Origin of the sequence: Legionella taurinensis (assembly GCF_900452865.1) — a bacterium.
In the GTDB taxonomy this organism is placed as follows: domain Bacteria; phylum Pseudomonadota; class Gammaproteobacteria; order Legionellales; family Legionellaceae; genus Legionella_C; species Legionella_C taurinensis.
Map to the genome: position 1 here is coordinate 2,768,185 of NZ_UGOZ01000001.1, position 23,167 is coordinate 2,791,351.

Below are 23,167 nucleotides of genomic sequence, written 5' to 3' on the forward strand. Positions count from 1 at the left end.
TACGCAAAACTGACTCCTTAACTTACTCACTGGTTAAGCACAAGAATGGATAAATGCTTCATTAATTCGGTGCGCGCTCAATCCGACTGACACCGCTTGCTATTGCAGCTTTGGCGACTGCCTGGGCTACTTTGTCTTTCAAGCGGGGATCAATCGGCTTGGGAATGATGTAGTGAGGTCCAAAATCCCAGTTTTCCACACCGGGATAATTGTCCTTAACGACTTGAGGTACTGGTTCGAGAACCAATTGACGGATGGCTTCAACAGCAGCAATCTGCATTGACTGATTGATGCACGTGGCACGTACATCCAGCGCCCCCCTGAAGATGTATGGAAAGCACAAGACATTGTTCACCTGATTAGGGTAGTCACTGCGTCCTGTGGCGATAATTAAATCATCCCGGTAACGGTGAGCTATCTCCGGTCTGATTTCCGGATCAGGATTAGACAGGGCAAAAATGACGGGATCAGGCGCCATTAATTTTAGTAAATCCGCATTTAATAAGTCTGGTTTGGCCACACCGATAAACACGTCCGCGTCCACAAGCGCATCCGCCAGGGTGCGGCGATCGGTTTTACGTGCGAAAGCAAATTTATACGAATTGAGATCTTCCCGGCCGGTGTGAATGACGCCCTTGCTGTCCAGCAACAGCATGTTTTCCTTGTCAGCACCCAAGGCAACCAACAAACGCATGGAGGCTATACCGGCCGCGCCGGCGCCAATGCAGACAATGCGGACATCAGACAGTTTTTTCTTTTTCAAATCCAGTGCGTTAAGCAAACCGGCGGCGACCACGATGGCTGTACCGTGCTGATCGTCATGGAAAACAGGAATATCCAGTTGTTCAATCAGGGCCTGCTCTATCTCAAAGCACTCCGGCGCTTTAATGTCTTCCAGATTAATGCCACCAAAGGTTGGGGCAATGCGTTTGGCCGTTGATATAAAGGCCTGGGGGTTATCGGCATCGATTTCAATGTCAAAAACATCGATGTCAGCAAACCGTTTAAAAAGCACGGCCTTTCCTTCCATGACCGGCTTGCTGGCCAGGGGCCCGACATTCCCAAGTCCGAGAACTGCCGTTCCATTGGTCATCACAGCCACCAGGTTTCCTTTGCCAGTGTATCGAAAGACATCGTTGGGGTTGTCAGCAATGGCAAGCACGGGTTCAGCAACACCCGGAGTATAAGCTAAGGATAAATCATCCTGGGAATTCGTCGGCTTGGTTACATTGACAGCGAGTTTCCCTGCTTTGGGAAACTCATGATAATGCAGGGCGCGTTGCTTTAACTCATCTTTATCCAAGGTGCTCACTCTCTTCTCACAAAATCCAGCGAAAAATCATATAGAAAAAAAATTAACATGAATAGTCATTTAGCAAAAAAAAGGCGCATAATTACTGCGCCTGGAATTTTTTATCAATAATATCATGCCATTATAGCGTTGCTAAACAGCAAAATTAATCTTTCTTTTTATAACGATCACGGAATTTCTGAACACGTCCGCCCGTATCAACCAGCTTTTGCTTACCAGTATAAAAAGGATGGCATTCAGCACAAACCTCGATAGCCAGATCATGCGCTAACGTTGAACCGGTTTCAAAAGTATGTCCGCAACTGCAGCTGACTTTAATTGTTTTGTATTCTGGATGTATTGAAGCTTGCATAATACCACTCTCACTGTTTGAAAAATGAATATCGCCACCTGGTCACCTGCCGGGCACCATACTCGTTTGTAAATGACGGGCAAGGTTACCAGAAATGGCGATTTAAATCAATTTTTTCGATCAGGCAATAATCGTCCCTCTTCAAAGAAAGTGACCTGACCGGTTTTAATGTCGTGAATACCGGCAACAATACCCACTTGTCCCTGATCGATTAACTCTTTAATGATAGGACTTCGCTGGACTATTTGTTGAACAACGCGTAATGCATTGTTTTTAGCAATGGCGTTAATCAAGGCAGGATCCGTACAGCTATCCAACTGGGTTTCTTTCTTGGTCGGGGCAACCAGCGGACTGATTTTATCCAAAACGCTGTCCAAATGACCTAAATGAACGTCTTTGCAGGCACCCACTACCGCGCCACAGGAGGTATGGCCCAGAACAACAATCAGACGAGAGCCAACGGCCTTGGTGGCGAATTCCATGCTGCCTAAGATATCATCGTTAAGCACGTTTCCGGCCACACGCAAAATAAACAAATCAGCCAGCCCCTGATCAAAAAACAATTCAGGTACACTGCGTGAATCCATGCAGTTCAGCACCACAGCCCAAGGGTATTGCCCGTAAGAAGCCATCTTGGCCTGGGCCAGGTAATCACGCTTTTGCCGATTGCCGCTTAAAAAGCGCTGATTCCCCTCTTTCAAACGCAACAAGGCCTGCCGGGGGGTAATGCGCAGCAGCTTGGATGCCGTGGTGACCTTGGCAATGGGCAGTGAATCATCCACTGGAGCAACAGGAGCGGCTGTTTCATTGGCTGCGAAGGCAGACGTTGAAAGCAGCATGGCCAGACTAATTCCTTTTATTATTCTCATTTTCTTTCCTTATGGATCTGAATCAGATGTCAAGTTCAACCATCACCGGTGCATGATCAGAAGGTCGTTCATGTTTACGCGGCTCTTTGTCAATGGTAGAGCGAAGACAGCAAGCGGTCAATTCACTGCTTAAAAGTAAGTGATCAATACGCAACCCGCGATTGCGTCGAAACCCTGCCGCGCGGTAATCCCACCAGCTGAATAGTTTTTCTTCCTGCTCAAATAAACGGAAGCTGTCGGTCAAACCGAGGTTAATCATGTCAAAAAAGGCTTGCCGCTCCAGCGGACTGACCAGTACAGAACCCACCCATTCGGCCGGGTCGTGCACATCCCTGTCTTCTGGGGCGATATTAAAATCCCCCACCACCGCCAATTTAGGATGCAGGGCCAATTGTTCTTCAATGTAGCCCTTTACCCGGGTTAACCAGGATAATTTATAATGGTATTTTTCGGAATTCACCATCGAACCATTGGGAATGTAAAGATTGATAAGGCGTATACCAGCGACAGTCACCGCTAGAATACGCCGTTGTGGATCATCCAGTCCAGGGATATCGCGAGCAACCTCAGTCATGGGGTGACGACTAATGACGGCCACGCCGTTGTAGCTTTTCTGGCCGGAATACACGACCTCAAAGCCGCGCTCTGTAAAACACTGGACCGGAAATTGCTCATCAATGAGCTTGGTTTCCTGTAAGGCTAAAACATCCGTTTGCGTGGCATCAAGCCAGGCTAATACCTGATCCAGACGAATTTTTAAGGAATTGACATTCCAACTCGCTAACTTAAGCACCAATCCCCCTTGTAATCGATAATCAACGGCGCATGATCCGACCAACGGCCTTCACGATGGATGTACACGCTATCCACGCTCTCGGTTAAACCCGGGGTAATGACCTGGTAATCGATTCTCCACCCGACATTCTTTTCCCAGGCACGGCTGCGATAAGACCACCAGGTGTACTGTTCTTCTTCCTGATTACGGACACGGAACGCATCGACAAAGCCCATCGCACCGAACAGTTGGTCCATCCATGCCCGCTCGTCCGGCAAAAACCCGGAATTTTTCTGGTTGCTGCGCCAGTTTTTCAAATCAATTTTTTTATGAGCAATGTTGTAATCGCCGCAAATAATCAATTCTTTACCCTTTTCCTTAAGAGCAAGCAGGTGCTCGGCAAAGCGTTTGAGGAAATCGTATTTTACCTCCTGACGTCCATCGCCGCTGGTTCCTGAGGGCAGGTACAGGGAAACAACACTTAATTTGGGGTAATCAAATTGAATGTAACGCCCTTCTTTGTCGCAATAATCAAATCCCAGGCCTTTGATGACGCGCTCTGGCCTGTGTTTGGAAAAAATGGCAACGCCGCTGTAGCCTTTTTTTTCAGCATCATAGAAATCACAATAATAATCGCGGGGAAAGTACAGCTCCTCAGGCAGCAATTGACAGACCTGGGATTTGGTTTCCTGGAGGCAGACAAAATCCGCGTCCTGTGTCAGCAGCCACTCATAGAAACCATTTCTGGCGGCGGCGCGAATACCATTGGCATTAAAACTGATAACTTTCACTGCATATCCAATTACTTAAAAAAATGACCTTACTGAGACTGGGTGAGAATTGCAAGACGTCTTGGTCTTATTAACAACTCACTCTTAGTTTAACACAGGCTCCGGACGGAGTTATCCCTTCACTTTCAGTGCAAGGCTTGCCAGCCGTTTGCCTAAGCGTTTTGCCAGCACCATTTCATCCTCACTGAGGGGCTTGTCATTGGCCACGCCGGAAACATGCGTCACACCGTACGGCGTACCTCCGGATTGGGTGGTGTTCAATTGAGGTTCAGTATACGGCAGTCCCAGAATAACCATCCCCTGATGCAGTAGCGGAATCATCATGCTGGTCAGGGTTGTTTCCTGACCGCCATGCATGGACGCGGAGGAGGAAAACACACAGGCGGGTTTATCCACCAGATCGCCCGCCAGCCACAAGGGAGTTGTCTGATCAAGAAAATATTTCAGTGGCGCAGCCATGTTGCCAAAGCGTGTCGGACTGCCCAAGGCTAACCCGTTGCAATTTTTTAAATCATCAAGCGTCGCATACGGCGCGCCTTTATCCGGTATAGGGCTATCCACGGCCTCGCAGGTGGTGGATACAGGAGGAACCGTGCGGATGCGGGCCTCCATGCCGTCAACACTTTCAATCCCTCGGGCAATGTATTGCGCCAGTTGCGCCGTCGCGCCGCTGCGTGAATAATAAAGGACTAACACATAAGGTCTGGCCATCTCCACTCCTCGTTTAAATCGGCTTACAGGTGAACATTGGGTCTGTCCGTTTTTTCCAGGGCATGATGGGGCCGTTTAAAAAACCACAGCATCACGGCGCTGACGCTCAAGCCACCAAACGCCAGCATCATGGGTAACTGCGCCCCTACCTGCGCGATTAATCCGGTGAACAGCGAGGTTAAACCAAAGCAGAGGGCCATAATCGACCCCGTCACCCCCATCACCCAACCCTGTTCGTTATCCGAGACCTGGTTAGAAAAAATGGTCAATAACACCGAGTAGGCGACGGATAGACTGATGCCGATAAAAAAGGTCGCAGCCCACGCCACCCATTGCTGCTGACTAAACAGAACAAACAGCACACTCACCGCCGTCAGCAATAATCCAACCACCACCGTTTTATCGTAATTAAAACGCAGAGTACACCAATCCACGATGTAGCCGCAGCCAATACTGAAGCCTAAGCCCATGACCGCCAGGAAAAACGAATTTTGCATGGCACTGTAGTGATACGTCTGCAGCAGGTAAAGTGGAATAAAGGAGAAATAATTACTCCAGCCAAAAATCATCACCAGCAACACCAGCGAGTAACGATTAATGGCAGGGTGTTTAAACGCCGAGATAAAAATATGAATGGCGTGATGCCAGCGGATATGGATTTTATCGTGTGCGCGGGTAAACGTTTCTTTAAAGCTGAATTGCAGCAGAATCGCATTGAACAGTGAAATCAACGAAGCGAAATAAAGGGGCGTCGCGAAATTAAACCAGCTGACGAGCCGTGTGTCGGATAGAATCCCGCCAAACACCGGGCCAAAAACAAAGCCTAAGGAAACCGACAGTAGAATCAAACCAATGTTGCGGGCCTTGTGCTCCTCCGAACTGACATCGACAATGGCCGCCTGGGCAATGGGCTGGCTGCCGGCCGTGAAGCCAGCAATAATACGCCCGGCCAACAAGGCCCAGTAATTTTGAAAGACCACCGCGATGGCTGACATAAGATAGCCAAGAAAAGCCCCGATCAGGCAAATCATCAACGATTTTTTACGACCGACACTGTCTGATAAATCACCCAGGATGGCCGCACCAAAAAACCAGCAGATCATGAAAATGCCGATGGTTAAACCATAATAGAAATCGCGCATGGCCTCGCTGGTGCCTGACGGTAAAAAACCAGCGGTGGGATCAATCAAAATGGAATTAAGAATAGGAAATAATAATCCCAACCCCATCCCATCAATAAAAAGCACCAGAAAAAGGGGCAACATGGAAATTAATGTTTTTTCCTGATTCATTACTGCCTGAACTCCGTTATTGAGACAGACCACCACCCAGCGCTACTGGCGCGGAAGCCTGAAATTCAGTCCCTGACGGACCGGTTGCTTCGTACTGCGGTAAGGATTAATGTCCAAACCACCCCGCCGTGTGTAACGGCCATACACGGTCAGCTCCTCAGGCTGACACTGCCGCATGATATCAATGAAAATCCGTTCGATGCATTGCTCATGGAATTCATTGTGGTTGCGAAAAGAAACCAGGTATTGCAACAGCCCTTCACGGTTTATTTTTTGCCCTTTGTAGCTAATCTGCACGCTCCCCCAATCAGGCTGGTTAGTGACGAGGCAATTGGACTTTAACAAATCAGAATAAAGGGTTTCTTCAACCCATTCGCCTGTCACCGTCAAAAAGGAAGGTTCGACCGTGTAGATTGAGCATTCCACGTCGAGATTATCAATGCACTCACCATTAAAATGCTCATAAAGGGGTAGCGTCATACCGGAACCCAGCGGATGCACAGCGACTCTCACTTCCCCCTGAACACGTTGTTCAAGATCGTTTTTGATGGTGTTGACTACCTCAGCGAGGGATTTAAACCGGGTATTGTTGAACGAATTAAAATAAAGTTTCAGTGACTTGGATTCAACCAACATCGGCGTGCGGCAATCATAATCGATTTCTGCCATAGCAACAATGGGTTTTCCCTTTTCGTTCAACCAGGACACCTCGTAATGATTCCAGCAATCGAAACCATAAAACGGCAATTGCTCAGGATGAATTCCAATTTCCTGGCGTTTGCCCGCACGGGGGATTGGATAAAGCCTTAGTGGATTATACGACGCGTCGTAGTCTGATTTTCTGCCTAACTCGGACGCATCCGCCGCATGGTTATATTGTTCCTTCACAGGGTTCATACTGCTTAACTCCAGAATTGCAATGATTTCTGCCGTACTTCGCCAGTTCACAGCCTGCTTCGCTTCCCGTTGTGCTGCGATATAAGTCAGCAAAGCCGACGCCTCTTTCAGCTGCCGTGCTTTTTCGGCAAGCAGCCTGGCCTGAACGACCAGGGATTTCTGAATATCAAACTGCGGATCATTCAGCGTTTTCTTAATCTCATTGAGAGAAAAGCCTAAGTATTTCAGTGTGACGATTTGCTGCAATCGCAGTAAATCGGCATCCGAATACAGACGATAACCAGCATCCGAACGCTTGCTGGGCTTAAGCAAGCCCCTCTCATCGTAGTATTGCAAAGAACGCACTGACAATGAGGTGAGGCGGCTGATTTCTTTAATCTGATAATACCGCATGTTTGACTCCTCACGGCGCATTGTAATGGATCACGTTACGTGAGGGTCAAGACCGATCATAACGGCATCAGTGACATTTGCTCCCGGTCGTCCTTTTTTGTAATCCGCGGGGAACCTGAGAATAATGAGTCATCATGCAACGCTCTTGCACTGTGCTTTCTTTCTGGCTCAATGCAGGCCTTTGCCGCGGTTTTCCGGGCGCGAATGGTACGGGCATCATCATCCATGGACGAGTAAATAAACGGTTTTGATGCCTCTTTAAAAAAGATAGGATCCTTGCTTGAGCCATTATTGCATCGAAAATAGTCTGGATTTTTTTTAATAAAGACACCAACGTCCATATCCAGCGCGACATTATCACAATAATTATTCATAATCAGCAGTTGTTCTTCCGGCTTAAGATCCGAGAAACCCGGTACACTCTGAAAATAAGTTTTTGTACCCTTTGCATAAACGAAATACATGATGCTTGACAGGCAGGGGAAACGGTACGGGCTCAACAGGAGATACTGGGTGATAAACTCAGAAGCGGTAAACGCAAACGCCTGATTAGGAACGACACGAAACCGGCGTAACTTCTCGGGCAAGCGCTCACGCATCAGGTCAAACAGACAAGTGGCAAATTCTCCTTTTTTTACATCCTTAAGCGGCCAGGCCTCCGCTTTCAATAAGTCAAGCGCGGTGATTTTGCCCACGCCCGCCTCGTCGGGCATGTCCAAATGGCCTCCCTCAAGCAATTTTGAATTTAAATATTCCTGCAGGGCATGACCAAAGGGGCCGTGCAGACGGCTAACCGTATGCGGAAATTCCGGCGGCTCTATAAAAATCTGGCCTCTTGACAAGACGGCGCTTGAGAACGCATCGGACACGATGCCAAAAAAGCGTAACCAGCCATCGCTTTCGAGAAAACGCTTCCGGCCCGGCACTCTGGAATGAAAATTAATGCGGTTTTTTTGCAGTTGCTCCAACAACGGAGTGGTTAAAATCGTTTCCGGGTAGTCAACGTCTAAAATTTCCTGTGAAATGACGGGATAGTAAAGGTGCTCCTCCAGCTCCTGCGTCCCCTGCGCATAGGGAAAGCGTTTGGTCTGATAATACCCAGGGCATAATTTCTTTTCCAGGAGGTGATCGGTGCTTAAGGAGCAGGCATGAAAATTGTCAGCACACGCCTGTTCCAGCTTATCCAGCAGGGAATCAATTAGGACCTTGTCACTGATTAAAAGCGTATAAATCTGAGCCTTAACATAGAGAATGGCTTCAAACCGTTTTTGGGATAGCCCGTCCGGCTTTTGTACCGCGTTGAGCAAGTCTTCAAAAATCACCTGTACGCAATCCAGTTTCTCCGCACGCATCAGGAAGGTGTCCGCTTTTAAGCGCTGGTACCGTTTCTTAAGCTCATCCAACGAGGTCAAAGGGAAAATTTTTTCTAGCATGGTTATCAAGTCTTCGTTGCAGGGTGACTATTATATCACAAGAATGCATCTTTTTTGAACAATTACGATGAATTTGATTTCCATGCCCTTATAAATCGAATTGAGCCGTGCTTTTCCCCCCCATTTTGTGTAAACTGGCCTGCGATTTTTAACCCCTACTGGGTGCATCATGTCCAAACCGTTGATTAATATTACCCGCAGGCAAGCACTCTGGTTTGCTGCCTTTCTGGTCCTTTACCAATTCTTAACCTACATCGCCAACGACATGATCATGCCCGGCATGATTCATGTGGTGTCCTCGTTTCATGCGCCGGAATCGGCCATTGCCACCTCGCTGACAGCTTATATTCTTGGCGGAGCCAGCCTGCAACTGTTCCTCGGGCCTATTTCCGACAGTTATGGGCGGCGTTCAGTGATGCTGATTGGCGTGGTGATTTTTACCGTGTTTACTTTTTTTATCGCCCACTCCGGCAGTATCGGACAATTTTTGTTGGCCCGTTATTTTGAAGGCCTGGGGCTTTGCTTTACCACGGTGATTGGTTACGCGACCCTGCAGGAAATTTTTGCGGAAATGGACGCTATCCGCATTACCTCGGTATTGACCAATATCGCCTCGTTAGCCCCCTTGCTAGGCCCTCTTGCAGGTGCAACGTTTATTCTTTATTTCAGTTGGCGGGCCATTTTCATTTTAATCGGTGCGCTGGCTCTTATTTCACTCTGGGGCATGTGGCGATTTATGCCCGAACCCATTGGTGCAGTGAAAAACGACGGGCAAATCATTCCCCGCATTCCGTTCACCCCCACCGTGGTGTTTAAAAATTATGGCAGGCTGCTGACTAACCCGACCTTCATGATGGGAGCCTTTGCTTCCGGATTATTGGGCATCCCCTGCATTGCCTGGATTGCCATTTCACCGATCATTATCGTCACTGACGCGCATTTGACCGTCATTCATTATGCGTTGTGGCAGTTGCCCATTTTCACCGCCGGTCTGTTCGGTAACTGGTATTTGCGCAAGCTGACCAAACAACGCACTGTCAAGCAAATGATTCTACGCGGCTCCGCCATTACGGTGGCCGGCATGTTTCTGACCTGGCTGCTGCCGATGATGATTAACCCGCATTTCATCTACCTGATGCCGGGATTAACGCTGTATGGATTCGGTATTGGGGTCGCCTGCGCGCCGCTCAGCCGCTTCATTCTCTTCTCCACACCGGTCAGTAAAGGCACGGCCTATGCGGTGATCAGCATGATGAGCATGTGTGAGCAAGCCATTGGCGTGGAGGCAGCCAGTGCGGTTTATGCCAAACACAACAATAGCCATTTTGGCCTGTATTGTGCGATAGTAGGGGTTATCTACCTCGTTGGTCTGGCTTGGACCTTCTCGCTTGCCCGTAAACACGTGGCCATTGGGGAGTTGGACGCGAAGCCGGCTTGATACCAGGAATGGTTCATACATGGATTGGCTAAAAAACACAATCAGGCAACTCCTTTCCTTCACTCGCTTCGTCATTATTAATTTTATTAATGACGATTGCACCTACCGCGCCTCGGCGCTGGCCTTTACCAGTCTTCTGGCCGTTGTCCCGCTGATGACCGTGGGACTGGCCATTTTTTCATCTTTTCCAGTGTTTCAGGGTCTGGTGCAACCCACGCAGGATTTTATTTTTCAGAATTTTGTCCCAGCCACCGGTAAAATGATTCAAAATTACCTGCAGTTGTTTACTTCCCAGGTTTCGCGTTTACCGACCTGGGGTATCGTGTTTCTGATCATCTCGGCATTATTGGTCATGTTCACCATTGAACGGGCCATGAATAAAATCTGGCATGTCACCACCCCTCGTCATGGAGCAACCGCTTTTTTGCTTTACTGGGCTATCTTATCCTTAGCCCCGATTTTTTTGGGCTTAAGTCTTGCCGCAAGCTCCTACCTTATCTCTGTACCGATTATCCGTGATAATTCCGCCCCCTCCCTGTTACTTAACTCAGCTCCCTACCTGTTGTCGCTCATTGGCTTTACCTTTCTTTACGTGGTGGTTCCTAATCATCCAGTTAAATTAAGCCACGGATTAATCGGCGGTATCGTGGCAACCATTCTTTTTGAGTCAGCCAAATTGGCCTTTGCCTATTACCTGACGCAATACAATACTTACCAGCTGCTTTATGGCGCCTTTGCCACCGTGCCTATTTTTTTCATCTGGGTTTACTGGGTGTGGTTCATTACCCTGCTCGGGGCAGAGATCTGTTACGCGCTGTCCGTCACGTATCGCCGACGGGTCGGCGAACCCCTACAAGGTTTTATTCATGTCCTGCTGTGGCTTAAGCAATTGTGGCTGGCTCAACAACAGGGGCAGGGGCTATGCTTGCAACAACTGATTGAAAGCAGCGCACAACCCTATGCAGTCGATGCTGATGAAATCATTGAACGGTTAACGGCTGCCCATTTAATTCATTGCACCGCCGATGATCAATTCATGCTCAGCAGGGACATCAGCAAACTGTCGGTGTATGCGCTGTCCCAACTGATTCCCTACCGTCTACCCGCCGCAGAGGATGTGCAAAACCTGTCCAAATCCTGGCGGGCCGTGTTCATTCAAGCCAATGACGCGCTCAGCAACCGCTTATCGCTTAATCTTGAGCAGCTTTTTAGCCTTAAGGAGTGATTAACGCGCGCTGTGCAATGCCTCGGTGTAGGTGGCCATGTTATTTTGCTCGCCAAGGCGTTGAATAATGCCCGCCTTTTTCAACTTACTGTACACCCGGGCATTGGCACCGGCGAGAATAACCCGCACGCCGCGATGGTGCAGTTCGATGATCGCTTCCTCCAACGTCCTGAGTGCGGTGATGTCAACAAAAGGAACCCAGCCCAATCGAATAATCAGAACCCGGGGATCCGTGTGGGTATTGGCCAGAGCCAATTGAAAATTTTCTACCGCTGCAAAAAAGAATGGCCCTTCCACCGCATACACCAGCACGTCATCAGGCAAATGAGCCAGGCCGTTCTCCTCGCAGTCATTCTGCAGTTGTTCATGCGGGATTTGCTCCACTTCGACGCTCGCTGCCATGCGCCTTAAAAAATGCAGGACCGCCAGAATAACACCAATATTGACCGCCACAACCAGATCGACAAACACCGTCAGAGAAAAAGTAACCAGCAGAATAACCACATCCGCACGCGGCGCTTTACGAAGAATGGTTATAAAATGCCTGGCCTCGCTCATATTCCAGGCCACCATGAATAAAATAGCCGCTAATACGGCCAAGGGAATATGAACAGCCAGCGGTGCTAAGAAAATAAGGACCAACACCAGGGTAATGACATGGATAATACCGGCTAAAGGGCTATTGGCGCCGTTACGAATATTGGTGGCTGTGCGGGCAATTGCGCCAGTTGCTGCAAATCCGCCGAAAAGGGGCGCTGCAATATTGGCCAACCCCTGACCAACCAACTCCTGATTGGAGTCATGACGTGTTCCAGCCATGCCATCGGCCACCACCGCGGAGAGCAGGGATTCGATGGCTCCGAGCATGGCAATGGCAAAGGCTGGACCCATCAATTCCAACACCCGATCGACACTGATTTCAGGCCAATGAAAAGCGGGCAATCCTCGTGGGATACCACCAAATTGTGAGCCGATGGTTGCTACCCCTTTAAAATGAAAAATCGCCTGCAGCAGGGTAATCGCCAGCAACGCGACCAACGGCCCTGGAACTCGCTTTAAACCCGGCAATTGATAGGAGAACATCACCAGTACGAGGGCAAAAACAGCAAGGCCCGTGGTAGCCCAGTGCATTTGCGGTAAGACTTGCAGCAAATGCCACAGTTTTTCGTGAAAATGGGAACCGGTTACACTCGGTAAACCAAAAAAGTCTTTCCATTGCCCTACCCAAATTACCACAGCAATTCCTGAAGTAAAACCGACAATCACCGGGTCGGGAATGAATTTAATGACTGTCCCCAAACGGCCAAGGCCCATGAGTAACAGCATGCAACCCGCCATCATGGTCGCAATTTGCAGGCCATCAATGCCGTATTTGGCAGTAATGCCTACTAAGATGGCAATGAACGCCCCGGTTGGACCGGCAATCTGCAGACGACTGCCGCCGAAAAGGGAAACAATTAAACCCGCAACAATGGCCGTGTAGATACCCTGCTCAGGCTTCGTGCCGGAAGCAATGGCAAACGCCATCGATAAAGGCAGGGCGACCACGCCGACAATTATTCCTGCGATAACATTGGACAACCAATGTTTCTTATTTAACAATCCGGCATTGAAAGATTCAATGATGGCAATCATAATGCACCATAGTCGCTATAAATTGCCCCATTATGTTCTTTCTTAACACAAATGTAAACTTGCGTTACACAAGGCATTGATCCATTTAATGACTTCCGGGAGGTCCTTCATGAAATTAACCACGATTTACCATAAACACACAGGTACACGCGCCATCATTGACTTCAGCGAAAGCTCCTTTTTAAGGAAAGTGGAGTTTGTCTACGATGCTCGCACACTGACGTTTACACTTTTTCATCAACGCGGTGAAACCGAAAAACAACAGTCCATCAACAGCTACTTTATGGAAGGGCTCATTAGTCTATTGCTAAAATGCAGTGGCCACGCGGATGGCAGTCAGTGCCCCACATTTTCCTTTGCTCAGGTTTTGCCTCCCGCGGAGGTGCTCGATGGCCATGATTCGCTGTTTGGTGAAGATAATATCCATGCGCATGATCCCCATTTTAGCCACAGTCTCAATGCGCATAATGAATACCCCCATTTCCATATTGAGTATGCGGCTATTGATGCCCCCTACCCTGTAATCGAGCAGATTTTGCAACTGCTGGTCGATTTTGACTATCAGTTAAAAAATGCCCCCTCCGAAGCGTCGCTCTTTTGTCGATTAAGCTTTTCTCTTGTGTATCAACAGATTATCAAACCGTCCCACTCTCCTCTGGAGATAACCCTGCCGCTGCAAACCTGTATTGAGCATTTTTCTGCCAATGACACCGGCGCCTCCCAGGACCTCATTGACGAGACTAAAGCCCAGGCCGGCGAGGTTTTCGCAATCATGGAGAATCTTGCTGCCCAACCCATGCTCGATGTGGATGATGTACCCAGCCTGGTCAACACCATGAGAACGGAAATCACTGAACAGAGCAGCCGGGAAAAAGCCCGAGAGGAGAATGAACGCAAACAGCAGTTGGAACGTCAGAAACGAAACAGGCAGTGTTCGTTTTTATTCTTTGGTGCTGCAGCGCTGACAGCGGCAGCATTTACCGTGAATTACATGGCCGACTCAGGCGATCCTTCGTCGACCTGTAAGTTATAGTGGGACACGCTTCCGCTTCACGCGGAAGCGTTTTTATAGAATATAACGCGTCAAATCGTCATCAGCGACCAATTTACCAAGATGTTCATTGACATAGGCCAAATCCACGTGCACGGATTCGCCGGCTTTGTCGGTGGCTTCGAAGGAAACCACTTCCAGCAAACGCTCCATGACGGTGTAAAGGCGACGGGCCCCAATGTTTTCGGTGCGCTCATTCACTTGCCAGGCCACTTCGGCAATGCGCTTGATGCCCGAGGCATCAAAGGTCAATGTCAATCCTTCCGTTTCCATCAGGGACGTGTATTGTTGCGTTAATGAGCAACTGGGTTCTGTCAGAATGCGGACAAAATCCTCAACACTGAGTGCAGCCAATTCCACACGAATCGGTAAACGGCCCTGCAATTCAGCAATTAAATCAGACGGCTTGGCAACATGGAAAGCACCGGAGGCAATGAACAGGATATGATCAGACTTGATCATGCCGTATTTGGTCGAAACCGTCGTGCCTTCCACCAGGGGCAACAAATCCCGTTGCACCCCTTCCCGAGACACATCCCCACCACCGCCGTGCTCTGCCCGCCGGGCCACTTTATCAAGCTCATCGATGAATACAATCCCGTGCTGTTCCACTTTTTCAATGGCCCGCGTTTTGATGTCTTCCTCATTGATGAGTTTTGAGGCCTCTTCTTCACGAATAATTTTCATCGCTTTGGCAATGGTCATTTTACGTGTTTTGGTGCGGCCGCTGCCGACCTGCTGGAACATCGCCTGCAATTGACTGGTCATTTCTTCCATGCCAGGCGGGGCCATAATTTCCACGCCGACGGGTGAAGCAGCGATTTCAATTTCAATTTCATTGTCGTTCAACGTCCCTTCGCGCAATTGCTTGCGGAATATCTGGCGGGTCGAACTTTCTTTCTCACTGGGAACCAGGCTCCCGCGCGCTGGCGGCAGCAAGGCATCGAGTACTCGATCCTCCGCAGCCTCCTCGGCCAGGTTTTCCACCTTTTTCATTGCCAGTTCACGTTCCTGCTTAATGGCAATGTCCGCCAAATCCCGGATGATGGAATCCACATCGCGGCCAACATACCCCACTTCAGTAAACTTGGTGGCTTCCACTTTGATGAACGGCGCTTGTGCCAGTTTGGCCAGGCGGCGGGCAATTTCAGTTTTACCCACCCCGGTCGGTCCAATCATTAAAATGTTTTTCGGCATGATCTCACTGCGTAAGGCCGAGTCGGCAATCTTCATACGCCGCCAACGATTACGCAGCGCAATGGCAACTGCCCGTTTCGCCTGATCCTGCCCAATAATGTGCTTATCCAACTCTTGCACAATCTCCCGAGGAGTCATCATTGCATTATTCACTGTCGCTATCCAATTCTTCGATGGTTAAATTATGGTTGGTGTAGATACAAATATCGCCGGCAATTGCCAGGGCTTTGCGGACGATGTCCACCGCCGGCAATTTGGTATTTTCCAAAAGAGCGCGGGCCGCAGACTGGGCAAATGGGCCGCCGGAACCAATGGCAATCAAGCCGCCTTCGCCTTCGGGTTCAATGACATCGCCGTTACCGGTAATGATCAAGGAGGCCTTTCTATCAGCCACCGCCAGCAGCGCTTCGAGACGACGCAGAATTTTATCGGTACGCCAATCTTTGGCCAACTCGACAGCCGCACGTACCAGATGCCCCTGGTGCATTTCCAGTTTGCGTTCAAATCGTTCAAACAGGGTGAACGCATCCGCGGTACCACCGGCAAAACCGGCAATGACTTTGTCTTTATAGAGACGTCGAACCTTCTTGGCATTGCCTTTCATCACGGTGTTGCCCATAGTGACCTGTCCGTCTCCGCCGATCACGACCTTGTTTCCCCGCCTCACTGACAGGATGGTTGTTCCACGGTATTGTTCCAAGATAATTCCTCATGCACACTGAAACAGCTTATGTGGGGGCATTACGTGAGAAATTCAATAGCCATTATTGACTTTTTTATGCTTTTTTTAAACGATGGGTCCGCTGTTGCTGCTGACAGGGTTCACATAGTCCCTTGATTTCAATACTGTCTTCCTGCAGGGCAAATTGCTGTTTGAGACCTAACTGTTTTATCAGGGCATGCAAATCCGCATCATACACTTCCGCGACCGTATGGCATTGGTTACATACCATTAATAATTCACAATGGTGTTTTTTTTCATGCTCCTGGCATAGGGAGTAGGATTGAATGGATTCGATCTTGTGGACCAGACCTAAGGCGACAAAATAATCCAACACCCTGTAAACAGCCGGCGGCTTGGCATTGGCGTTAAACTGCAACAATTGCTCGACGATATCGTAAGCCTTAAGCGGCTTGTTGCTGCGCCATAAAATATAAAGGACATTTTTACGCAGCGACGTCGGCTTGTGCTCCACAGTAGCGCAAAACTCGAGGAAAGCAACCGGATAGCCCATCAGAGAAAAGAAACCCCGTGAAACAAGGGCTCTATGTCAAGGTAGCGGGCAAGACTCTGGCCCACATCCGCAAAACTGTCACGCCGGCCGATAAAGCGGCTTGGTGTTTTAGGCCCAAACAGGAGAACGGGGATATGCTCCCGGGTATGATCCGAACCCGGGAAAGTCGGGTCACACCCATGATCCGCAGCAATGACAATCACATCGTCGTCATTTAGTATGGCCTGCAGCTCGGGGAGCCTGGCATCAAATTGCTCCAGCGCATGCGCATAACCCGCCGTGTCGCGGCGGTGACCATAGGACGAATCGAAATCAACAAAATTGGTAAACACCAGACTGCCTGCCGGTGCGGATTTCATCGCGTCGAGCGTGGCATCAAACAGCGCCATATTCCCATCGGCCTTGATGGTGTGGGTCATGCCCTGATGGGCAAAGATATCGGCGGTTTTGCCAATGGCAATGACTTCCCGGCCTCTTTTTTTCAACTCATCGAGCAACGTGGGCGCGGGCGGTAAAGTGGCATAATCACGGCGATTGCCAGTGCGCGAAAAATGATTAGGCTGCCCGATAAAGGGGCGGGCAATCACCCGTCCGATTTGATACTCATCGACCAGACGGCGAGCAATTTCACAGAGATCGTACAAGCGTTCAAGACCAAAATGCGTTTCATGTGCGGCAATCTGAAAGACACTGTCTGCCGACGTGTAAACAATGGGTTTGCCTGTTTTAATGTGTTCTTCCCCCAGTTCGTCAATGATGACAGTACCGGAGGCATGCTTTTGTCCTAATACGCCCGGCAGTTTCGCTTCACGAACCAACTCGGCAATCAGCTTTTCAGGAAAACAGGGAACCGTATCCGGGAAATACCCCCATTCGAAGGTCACCGGGACGCCAGCCAATTCCCAATGCCCGCTTGGCGTGTCTTTACCGAGGCTTTGCTCCACGGCATAGCCGTAATAGCCAATGGGATCGGCAAGACCTTCCAGCGAAAAACTGCTGGCAGCCGAACTGGCCATAGCGGCATGGTAAAGCCCAGCGGCGGTCAGGTTAGGAAGCGTCAATGGGCCCTGACGCACGCCAGGTTTGTCAGCCTGGCCCTCTGCACAGGCTTCGTGGATGTGAGCAAAGGTATTGGCACCCTCATCGCCGTAGCGTTGAGCATCCAGGCTTGCCCCAATCCCCAGGGAATCCAATAAAAGTATACATACACGTCCCGGCATCCGGCTTACCCCTCAATGTGACGACCATGCGTTTCACGCAAACCTGTTAATGCCAGTAAAGCAATAATTAAACCGACTGGCAACATCAAGGCTGCGTATTGATAATCGCCCAGTGAATAAACGGGCACACCCTGCACCATCCGCATCTCGCCATGGTGCATCAGCAGTTGGCTGAAAACATTTTGGTAAACAATGTAACCGCCCTGGGTCAGGATGGAAATAACGCTCACGGCCGTCGCCGTCATCAGCGGCGAACTGCTTTCTGCCACCAGCGCATAACTTATCACTTGTGCCGCCGTAAAAAAGCCAAGGAGGAAAAACAACACTTTCATGACAGGCAAAGACACGGGAACAAATAAAATAACCAATACCGTGGCCAATGACGCGAGGACCCCGATTTTCATGGGCATGATACGAAGCGCCAGTTTATCAGAGATCCAGCCAATCACAGGGCCGCCGAAAATAGCACCAAGGAACAGCATGGTGTTGACCAGCGAGGCCTCTTCCTTACTGATGTCCAGACGCTGCATGAGGTACAAGGAGCCCATCATGGCGCCAAACACAGCAATCGCCATGTTCATGAGGCTGGTATACAGCGCGGCACGCAGATTCTGGGAATTCAGATAAGCTTTGCGGATGATGGTTTTGACGTCAATTTTCTTAGAGTCGCCCGTGACCGTCTGTTTTTTCTCAACAATACCGAAACACATAAAGATGAGCATGGCGGTGCCGAGCCAACCAACCTGAATTAAGGCGTCACGCCAGCCGACCTGTGCGACCAGTTTGGTGAGCGGGTATTGCGACAGCATGCCGCCGGTCATGGCCATGGTTACTACCGCACCGGTAATCATCGCCATCCGGCGCGGGGGAAACCAGCGTGAGGCAATCCGGATAGGTCCAAGGAAACAGAAGGCACTGCCAATGCCGGTGATGAACCGACACAGCAGGGCTAAATAAAACGATTGCGCGTGAGCCAGAATAAACGTGCTGACGACACACAGGAACATGGCGAACAGGATGGTTTTTTTATTGGAGTATTTGTCAAGCACCATACCGGCGACAAAGAGGAAAAGAACATTGGACAGGTAATAGATACTGGACAGATACGCCATTTTATCTGCCTGAATCTGAAAGTCGTGCATGATGTTGTCGGCAATGGATGCAAACATATTGCCTTGAATGAACTCATAAAAGAAAAAAAGCGACGCGCTAAAACAAACCACCCAGGGTAAAATACGAAGTGACGCTTTGGTTTCTTCCCTATACTCACCGACCATCTGCATAAAAAACTCCTCTGTCCTAACGTTTGCAGTAAGTTTCACGGATTAACAATACCGCTATCAACGCAGCGATCACCGTCAACGGGAACATCCACATCGCGAATTGAAAATCAGCCACGGTATACTGTTGGGCCGCCGTGCCGGCATGATGCTGCATCAGCCAGCCAAACAACACCTGACCGACGCCGCCCCCACCCATAATCAAAGTAGACGCCACACCCGTTGCTGAGCCGGTATTGTCCGGATCATTGCTTTCCGCAATCAGAGGGTAGCTAATGACCTGGGTGCTGGTAAACAACCCCAGGGCAAAAAAGAGAAGGCTTAACTGGGTTTGTGAAAGAGCCACATCCAGGAACAAGGGGACAACCGTGAATAACGTCGCCAAGGCACCCAAAATCATCAAGGGCTTACGGCGGCCCTGGCTGTCAGACAACCAGCCCACCAACGGGCAGCCGATAATGCTGCCAATGAAAATCAGACTGACCACGTTACTGGCAGCCATCTCCGGCAGGCGATGGACAACCTGCAGGTAGCTTGCGCCCCATAAGGCACAGAGAACCATGATGGGAAGATTGAGCAGGGACGTGTATAAACCGGAAAGCCAGTTCTGGCGATTGCGCAGGGCCTTAACAAAACCGGGCAGCACAGCCTGGGTTTGGATTTTGCGCTCAAGCCGCGTTGCATGGGGGCTGTCTTTGACAATGATGTAAATCCACACCAGCAGCAAGGCGCCGGCCGCGCCGTCGATAAGCAATGAATTGCGCCAGCCGTAACTTTCATTCAGGTGGGCAAAGGGGGTGTGAGCCATCATGCCGCCAATAAAAGCCATGGTTACCAGGCTGCCGATAACCAACGCCTGACGGCGCGGTGGAAACCAATGGGAAACTAAAACAACACAGGACAGGAAACAAAACGCATTGCCAATGCCGGATAAAAAGTGAAAAAACGACGCCAGTAAAAAGGAATCGGTCATGGCAAAGCCAACCGTACCAATCACACAAACAAACATGGCGGAAAGAATAACCCGACGGATGGAATAACGATCAAGAATGATTCCGGCAGGCAGTAGAAAAAGAATATCGGCCCAGAGGTAGGAACTTGACATCCAGCTAAGCTGCGTCGCATCCAGATGAAAATCGTCGCGCAGGGGCTGATTGATGACATCAAAAATATTGAGCTGGAAAAACTCATAAAAGAAAAACAAACCGGCTGACAGGCATACAAGCCAAGCCATCAGGCCACCACGAGGCAAAACGACCCCCGAATTCACCGTCGCTGAATCAGACAATGTTACTCCTTAATACGGCGCGCGAAAGTTGCGCGTTATTGTATCAAAAAATAATGCGAAAAGGTATCGTTATTGAACAATTTTATGGCACGGGTTGAGTTTCAGAAGCCGTTTGACGGCTTTTAAAATGGCGTCGACAGGTGGAAACATAACTTTCGTTGCCGCCGATAAACAATTGCTCGCCTTCAGCAATCACTTCACCGGCCGCATTGATTCGTCGATTCATCGTCGCTTTACGGCCGCAGTGACAGATGGTTTTAATTTCGATCAATTCATCCGCCCAGGCAAGCAGGTATTGACTGCCCGTGAACAGTTCGCCGCGAAAATCCGTACGTAACCCGTAGGTCAGCACTGGAATGGACAGTTGGTCGGTAATCTCCGTCAGTTGATAGACCTGTTCCCTCGTTAAAAACTGCGCCTCGTCAATCAGTACACAGGCATAGGGCTTTTCCGCCCGGCTTTTCAGAACATGCGTGTACAGGTTGTCTTGGGGATGAAAGGCATAGGCGGGTTCGGACAAGCCGATGCGTGAGGTGATTGTCCCGTATTGGTAACGATTATCAAGAGCTGGCATCAGCAGCAGGGTCTGCATACCTTTCTCCTGATAGTTATGGCTTGACTGGAGCAGCACCGTGCTCTTGCCGGCATTCATTGCCGAATAATAAAAATACAGTTTTGCCATGACTCTCCCCTCTTTTTGCCTGAGAGGCACTATTAAACGTCTAAACCTAGTTTTAATCAATTATCGTGGGGTCTGTTCATTGCCTAGTAGACTGCCCGTTAAAGCAAGCCGGCACCGTCTTCACAAGGCATTAATTAATAAGACATTTTACCGATTGTCTATAATTAAATCACAGAGATAAACGGAGAAAGACATGGAAAACCTCAATGGTCTTAAAGTCGCTATTCTGGTGGCCAATGGGTTTGAACAAGTGGAACTGGTTAAACCACGGCATGCCCTTGAAGAAGCCGGTGCGGAAACGTTTTTGATCTCTCCTGAAAAGGACGCCCTGCAAGGATTCAATCACCTGGAAAAAGGGGATAGGTTTACTGTCGATATCCCCTTGAACGAAGCCAGGGCAGACGAATTTGATGCCTTATTGCTGCCTGGCGGGGTAGCCAATCCTGACAGGCTGCGCCTGTTTCCCGAAGCCGTGTCCCTTGTCAGTGACATGCACAGGCAGCATAAACCCATCGCAGCCATTTGCCATGGGCCCTGGTTACTCATTGATGCGGATGTGGTAAAAGGCCATCAGGTGACGTCCTGGCCCTCCATTAAAGCCGATTTAATCAATGCCGGCGCCCATTGGGTGGATAAAGCCGTGGTGTGTGATGATCTTATTTTGACCAGTAGGAAGCCGGATGATATTCCGCAGTTTAACGAGGCAATGCTTAAACTGTTTCACAAGCGGCAATCCCATCAGGAGGAGCGTTCCTGAAGGCAGCGCTGATGAAACGGGGGAATATGCACCAGAGCATATTCTGCCCCCCGCGTTTGCACTCCGCTGCGATTTCCAGGAAAATGCCGGGTTTGTGAATAGATAACCGGGGTTTTATCCACCATAAACCCCCAGGCAAAACAAATGGTCCCCTGACGGATGCCATCCATGGTTCCAGGTCCTGCCACGCCCGTGGTGGCGACAACAACGTTTGCCGCGCTTTGCTTGAGCGCCCCCAATGCCATCTCGTGCGCCACTTCCTCGCTGGTCAAGCCATAGCGATCAATGGTTTTTTGCTTTACGCCCAATAACCGCTTCTTGGCGGCCTCAGAATAAACCACATAACCCGCATCCAGGCAGGTGCCGCTGCCTGAGATTTTCGAAAGCAGATGAATGATTCTTCCGGCCGTACAGGATTCGGCCGTGGTTAAAACCAGCTTATGCGCTTTAAGATAGGCCAAGACATCCTTGATTGGGTTCATAAAGCCCTATGCCTTTGAAAAAATCCATGCGGTTAAATCAATTTTAGCTTCGCGCAAGTGAAAAGCCAGTATTAATACGTCTCCGGTTTTTTTTCAAGCAAAGCCTCATTGGCCGCCGTTTCCCTGGCCATCAAGTAATAATGAATTAATTCCGGGAGATTTTTCATTTTTAATTTTTTCATCAGGTTGGAACGGTGAATTTCAACGGTTGACAGGGCGATGTCAAGTGCATAACTGATTTCTTTGTTCATTTTACCTTTAACAATGTATTCCAGCACTTCTTTTTCTCTGGGTGTTAATGTCAATAAGTTGGTTTTAAATTGACTGATGATATTGGCTAAAGGGATTAAGGAAAATGATCGCTGCACAGCCTGGAGAAGAATCTGATTATTAAACGGTTTGGAAATGAAATCGAATGCGCCAAGTTTCATGGCTTTAACTGCCATTTCAATGTCGCCATGAGCTGTGATAAAAATGACAGGCAGCGTCGTGTGCTTTTTCATTTTCTGATACAGTTCCAAGCCGGCCATGTTGGGAAGGCGAATGTCTAAAAGGATGCAGCCATTTTGGATAGTGCCTTTTTCAAATTCCCCAAGAAAAGCAACCGGATCAGAAAAACTGCACACCTCAATTTTGACTGATTCAAACAAAGCGACAAGCGCCCTGCTGATTGATGCATCATCTTCAACCAAATACACACGGAGAACATTCCTATTCATCATTCATCATCCTAATGCCAATGGCGGGAAATAATCCAATTAGTTATCATGAATCATTAATTCAACTAATTATCAATAATATAATTGCCTGGCACCAAATTACAATATAAAATTCTGTGCTTAAAATTTAAAT

General features: G+C 49.1%; 22 protein-coding genes and 2 pseudogenes. 4 read left to right on the top strand and 20 right to left on the bottom strand.

Annotation, left to right across the window (positions count from 1 at the left end; all coding sequences use genetic code 11):
- Positions 1 to 61: 61 nt before the first annotated feature.
- From DYE45_RS12685 to DYE45_RS12725, 10 genes and pseudogenes are all read right to left on the bottom strand, one after another.
- Entirely contained in the window at positions 62 to 1,303 is a 1,242-nt protein-coding gene (locus tag DYE45_RS12685; protein ID WP_108295025.1) for a malic enzyme-like NAD(P)-binding protein, read from the bottom strand.
- Positions 1,304 to 1,457: 154 nt separating this feature from the next.
- On the bottom strand, positions 1,458 to 1,664 hold the full coding sequence (gene rpmE, locus DYE45_RS12690; RefSeq protein WP_108294937.1) for a 50S ribosomal protein L31: 207 nt from the start codon (positions 1,662 to 1,664) through the stop codon (positions 1,458 to 1,460).
- 107 nt (positions 1,665 to 1,771) lie between these two features.
- Entirely contained in the window at positions 1,772 to 2,533 is a 762-nt protein-coding gene (locus DYE45_RS12695; protein WP_242602732.1) for a carbonic anhydrase, read from the bottom strand.
- 22 nt (positions 2,534 to 2,555) lie between these two features.
- Positions 2,556 to 3,326 (bottom strand): exodeoxyribonuclease III, encoded by a 771-nt coding sequence (gene xth, locus DYE45_RS12700; RefSeq protein ID WP_108294939.1) that lies wholly within the window; start codon positions 3,324 to 3,326, stop codon positions 2,556 to 2,558.
- Complete coding sequence (locus DYE45_RS12705) at positions 3,314 to 4,099, bottom strand: exodeoxyribonuclease III (RefSeq protein ID WP_108294941.1); 786 nt, start codon at positions 4,097 to 4,099, stop codon at positions 3,314 to 3,316. Before DYE45_RS12705 ends, xth begins: the two co-directional genes overlap by 13 nt.
- Positions 4,100 to 4,210: 111 nt before the next feature.
- Entirely contained in the window at positions 4,211 to 4,810 is a 600-nt protein-coding gene (gene wrbA / locus DYE45_RS12710) for an NAD(P)H:quinone oxidoreductase (RefSeq protein ID WP_108294943.1), read from the bottom strand.
- Positions 4,811 to 4,833: 23 nt separating this feature from the next.
- Positions 4,834 to 6,102: an MFS transporter gene (locus DYE45_RS12715; RefSeq protein ID WP_108294945.1), complete on the bottom strand. Its 1,269-nt coding sequence runs from the start codon at positions 6,100 to 6,102 to the stop codon at positions 4,834 to 4,836.
- A 42-nt stretch (positions 6,103 to 6,144) separates the two neighbouring features.
- The gene (gene queF / locus DYE45_RS12720; protein WP_308810084.1) at positions 6,145 to 6,999 is read right to left on the bottom strand and encodes an NADPH-dependent 7-cyano-7-deazaguanine reductase QueF; all 855 of its coding nucleotides are present in this window, start codon (positions 6,997 to 6,999) and stop codon (positions 6,145 to 6,147) included.
- Positions 7,000 to 7,239: 240 nt separating this feature from the next.
- A pseudogene (locus tag DYE45_RS15020) lies at positions 7,240 to 7,413 on the bottom strand (MerR family transcriptional regulator); the annotation flags it as partial.
- A gap of 35 nt (positions 7,414 to 7,448) precedes the next feature.
- Complete coding sequence (locus DYE45_RS12725; RefSeq protein ID WP_108294949.1) at positions 7,449 to 8,825, bottom strand: hypothetical protein; 1,377 nt, start codon at positions 8,823 to 8,825, stop codon at positions 7,449 to 7,451.
- A gap of 169 nt (positions 8,826 to 8,994) precedes the next feature.
- On the opposite strand from DYE45_RS12725, the gene DYE45_RS12730 reads away from it, so the two are divergent.
- Positions 8,995 to 10,263 (top strand): MdfA family multidrug efflux MFS transporter, encoded by a 1,269-nt coding sequence (locus tag DYE45_RS12730; protein WP_108294951.1) that lies wholly within the window; start codon positions 8,995 to 8,997, stop codon positions 10,261 to 10,263.
- A 19-nt stretch (positions 10,264 to 10,282) separates the two neighbouring features.
- Complete coding sequence (locus DYE45_RS12735) at positions 10,283 to 11,488, top strand: YihY family inner membrane protein (RefSeq protein WP_108294953.1); 1,206 nt, start codon at positions 10,283 to 10,285, stop codon at positions 11,486 to 11,488.
- Here the strand turns inward: DYE45_RS12735 and DYE45_RS12740 are convergent, their stop codons facing one another.
- Positions 11,489 to 13,123: a SulP family inorganic anion transporter gene (locus DYE45_RS12740; protein ID WP_108294955.1), complete on the bottom strand. Its 1,635-nt coding sequence runs from the start codon at positions 13,121 to 13,123 to the stop codon at positions 11,489 to 11,491.
- A gap of 109 nt (positions 13,124 to 13,232) precedes the next feature.
- Here DYE45_RS12740 and DYE45_RS12745 point away from each other — a divergent pair, with 109 nt between their 5' ends.
- A complete protein-coding gene (locus tag DYE45_RS12745; RefSeq protein ID WP_115300977.1) occupies positions 13,233 to 14,156 on the top strand; it encodes a hypothetical protein in 924 nt (307 codons plus the stop codon).
- Between the two features lie 33 nt (positions 14,157 to 14,189).
- Here DYE45_RS12745 and hslU read toward each other — a convergent pair whose 3' ends face one another.
- The 7 genes and pseudogenes from hslU to DYE45_RS12780 form a co-directional block, all read right to left on the bottom strand.
- Positions 14,190 to 15,512 carry an ATP-dependent protease ATPase subunit HslU gene (gene hslU / locus DYE45_RS12750; RefSeq protein ID WP_242602733.1) on the bottom strand — a complete coding sequence of 441 codons (1,323 nt, stop codon included), beginning with the start codon at positions 15,510 to 15,512 and terminating at the stop codon, positions 14,190 to 14,192.
- A gap of 4 nt (positions 15,513 to 15,516) precedes the next feature.
- Positions 15,517 to 16,071 carry an ATP-dependent protease subunit HslV gene (gene hslV / locus DYE45_RS12755; RefSeq protein WP_108294961.1) on the bottom strand — a complete coding sequence of 185 codons (555 nt, stop codon included), beginning with the start codon at positions 16,069 to 16,071 and terminating at the stop codon, positions 15,517 to 15,519.
- A 76-nt stretch (positions 16,072 to 16,147) separates the two neighbouring features.
- On the bottom strand, positions 16,148 to 16,606 hold the full coding sequence (locus DYE45_RS12760; RefSeq protein ID WP_108294963.1) for a Fur family transcriptional regulator: 459 nt from the start codon (positions 16,604 to 16,606) through the stop codon (positions 16,148 to 16,150).
- A complete protein-coding gene (locus tag DYE45_RS12765; RefSeq protein WP_108294965.1) occupies positions 16,606 to 17,826 on the bottom strand; it encodes a phosphopentomutase in 1,221 nt (406 codons plus the stop codon). Before DYE45_RS12765 ends, DYE45_RS12760 begins: the two co-directional genes overlap by 1 nt.
- Before the next feature lie 5 nt (positions 17,827 to 17,831).
- The gene (locus DYE45_RS12770) at positions 17,832 to 19,109 is read right to left on the bottom strand and encodes an MFS transporter (RefSeq protein ID WP_108294967.1); all 1,278 of its coding nucleotides are present in this window, start codon (positions 19,107 to 19,109) and stop codon (positions 17,832 to 17,834) included.
- 16 nt (positions 19,110 to 19,125) lie between these two features.
- Positions 19,126 to 20,394 (bottom strand): MFS transporter, encoded by a 1,269-nt coding sequence (locus DYE45_RS12775; RefSeq protein WP_165481716.1) that lies wholly within the window; start codon positions 20,392 to 20,394, stop codon positions 19,126 to 19,128.
- A 35-nt stretch (positions 20,395 to 20,429) separates the two neighbouring features.
- Positions 20,430 to 21,076: pseudogene (locus DYE45_RS12780) on the bottom strand (thymidine kinase).
- Positions 21,077 to 21,269: 193 nt separating this feature from the next.
- Between DYE45_RS12780 and DYE45_RS12785 the strand changes: the two are divergent.
- Positions 21,270 to 21,833 carry a type 1 glutamine amidotransferase domain-containing protein gene (locus DYE45_RS12785; RefSeq protein WP_115300978.1) on the top strand — a complete coding sequence of 188 codons (564 nt, stop codon included), beginning with the start codon at positions 21,270 to 21,272 and terminating at the stop codon, positions 21,831 to 21,833.
- Here DYE45_RS12785 and DYE45_RS12790 read toward each other — a convergent pair.
- Together DYE45_RS12790 and DYE45_RS12795 are read right to left on the bottom strand one after the other, a co-directional pair.
- Positions 21,815 to 22,315 carry a CinA family protein gene (locus tag DYE45_RS12790; protein WP_108294973.1) on the bottom strand — a complete coding sequence of 167 codons (501 nt, stop codon included), beginning with the start codon at positions 22,313 to 22,315 and terminating at the stop codon, positions 21,815 to 21,817. The two genes, DYE45_RS12785 and DYE45_RS12790, sit on opposite strands and share 19 nt — an antisense overlap.
- Positions 22,316 to 22,386: 71 nt before the next feature.
- On the bottom strand, positions 22,387 to 23,037 hold the full coding sequence (locus DYE45_RS12795) for a response regulator transcription factor (RefSeq protein WP_115300979.1): 651 nt from the start codon (positions 23,035 to 23,037) through the stop codon (positions 22,387 to 22,389).
- Positions 23,038 to 23,167: the final 130 nt, after the last annotated feature.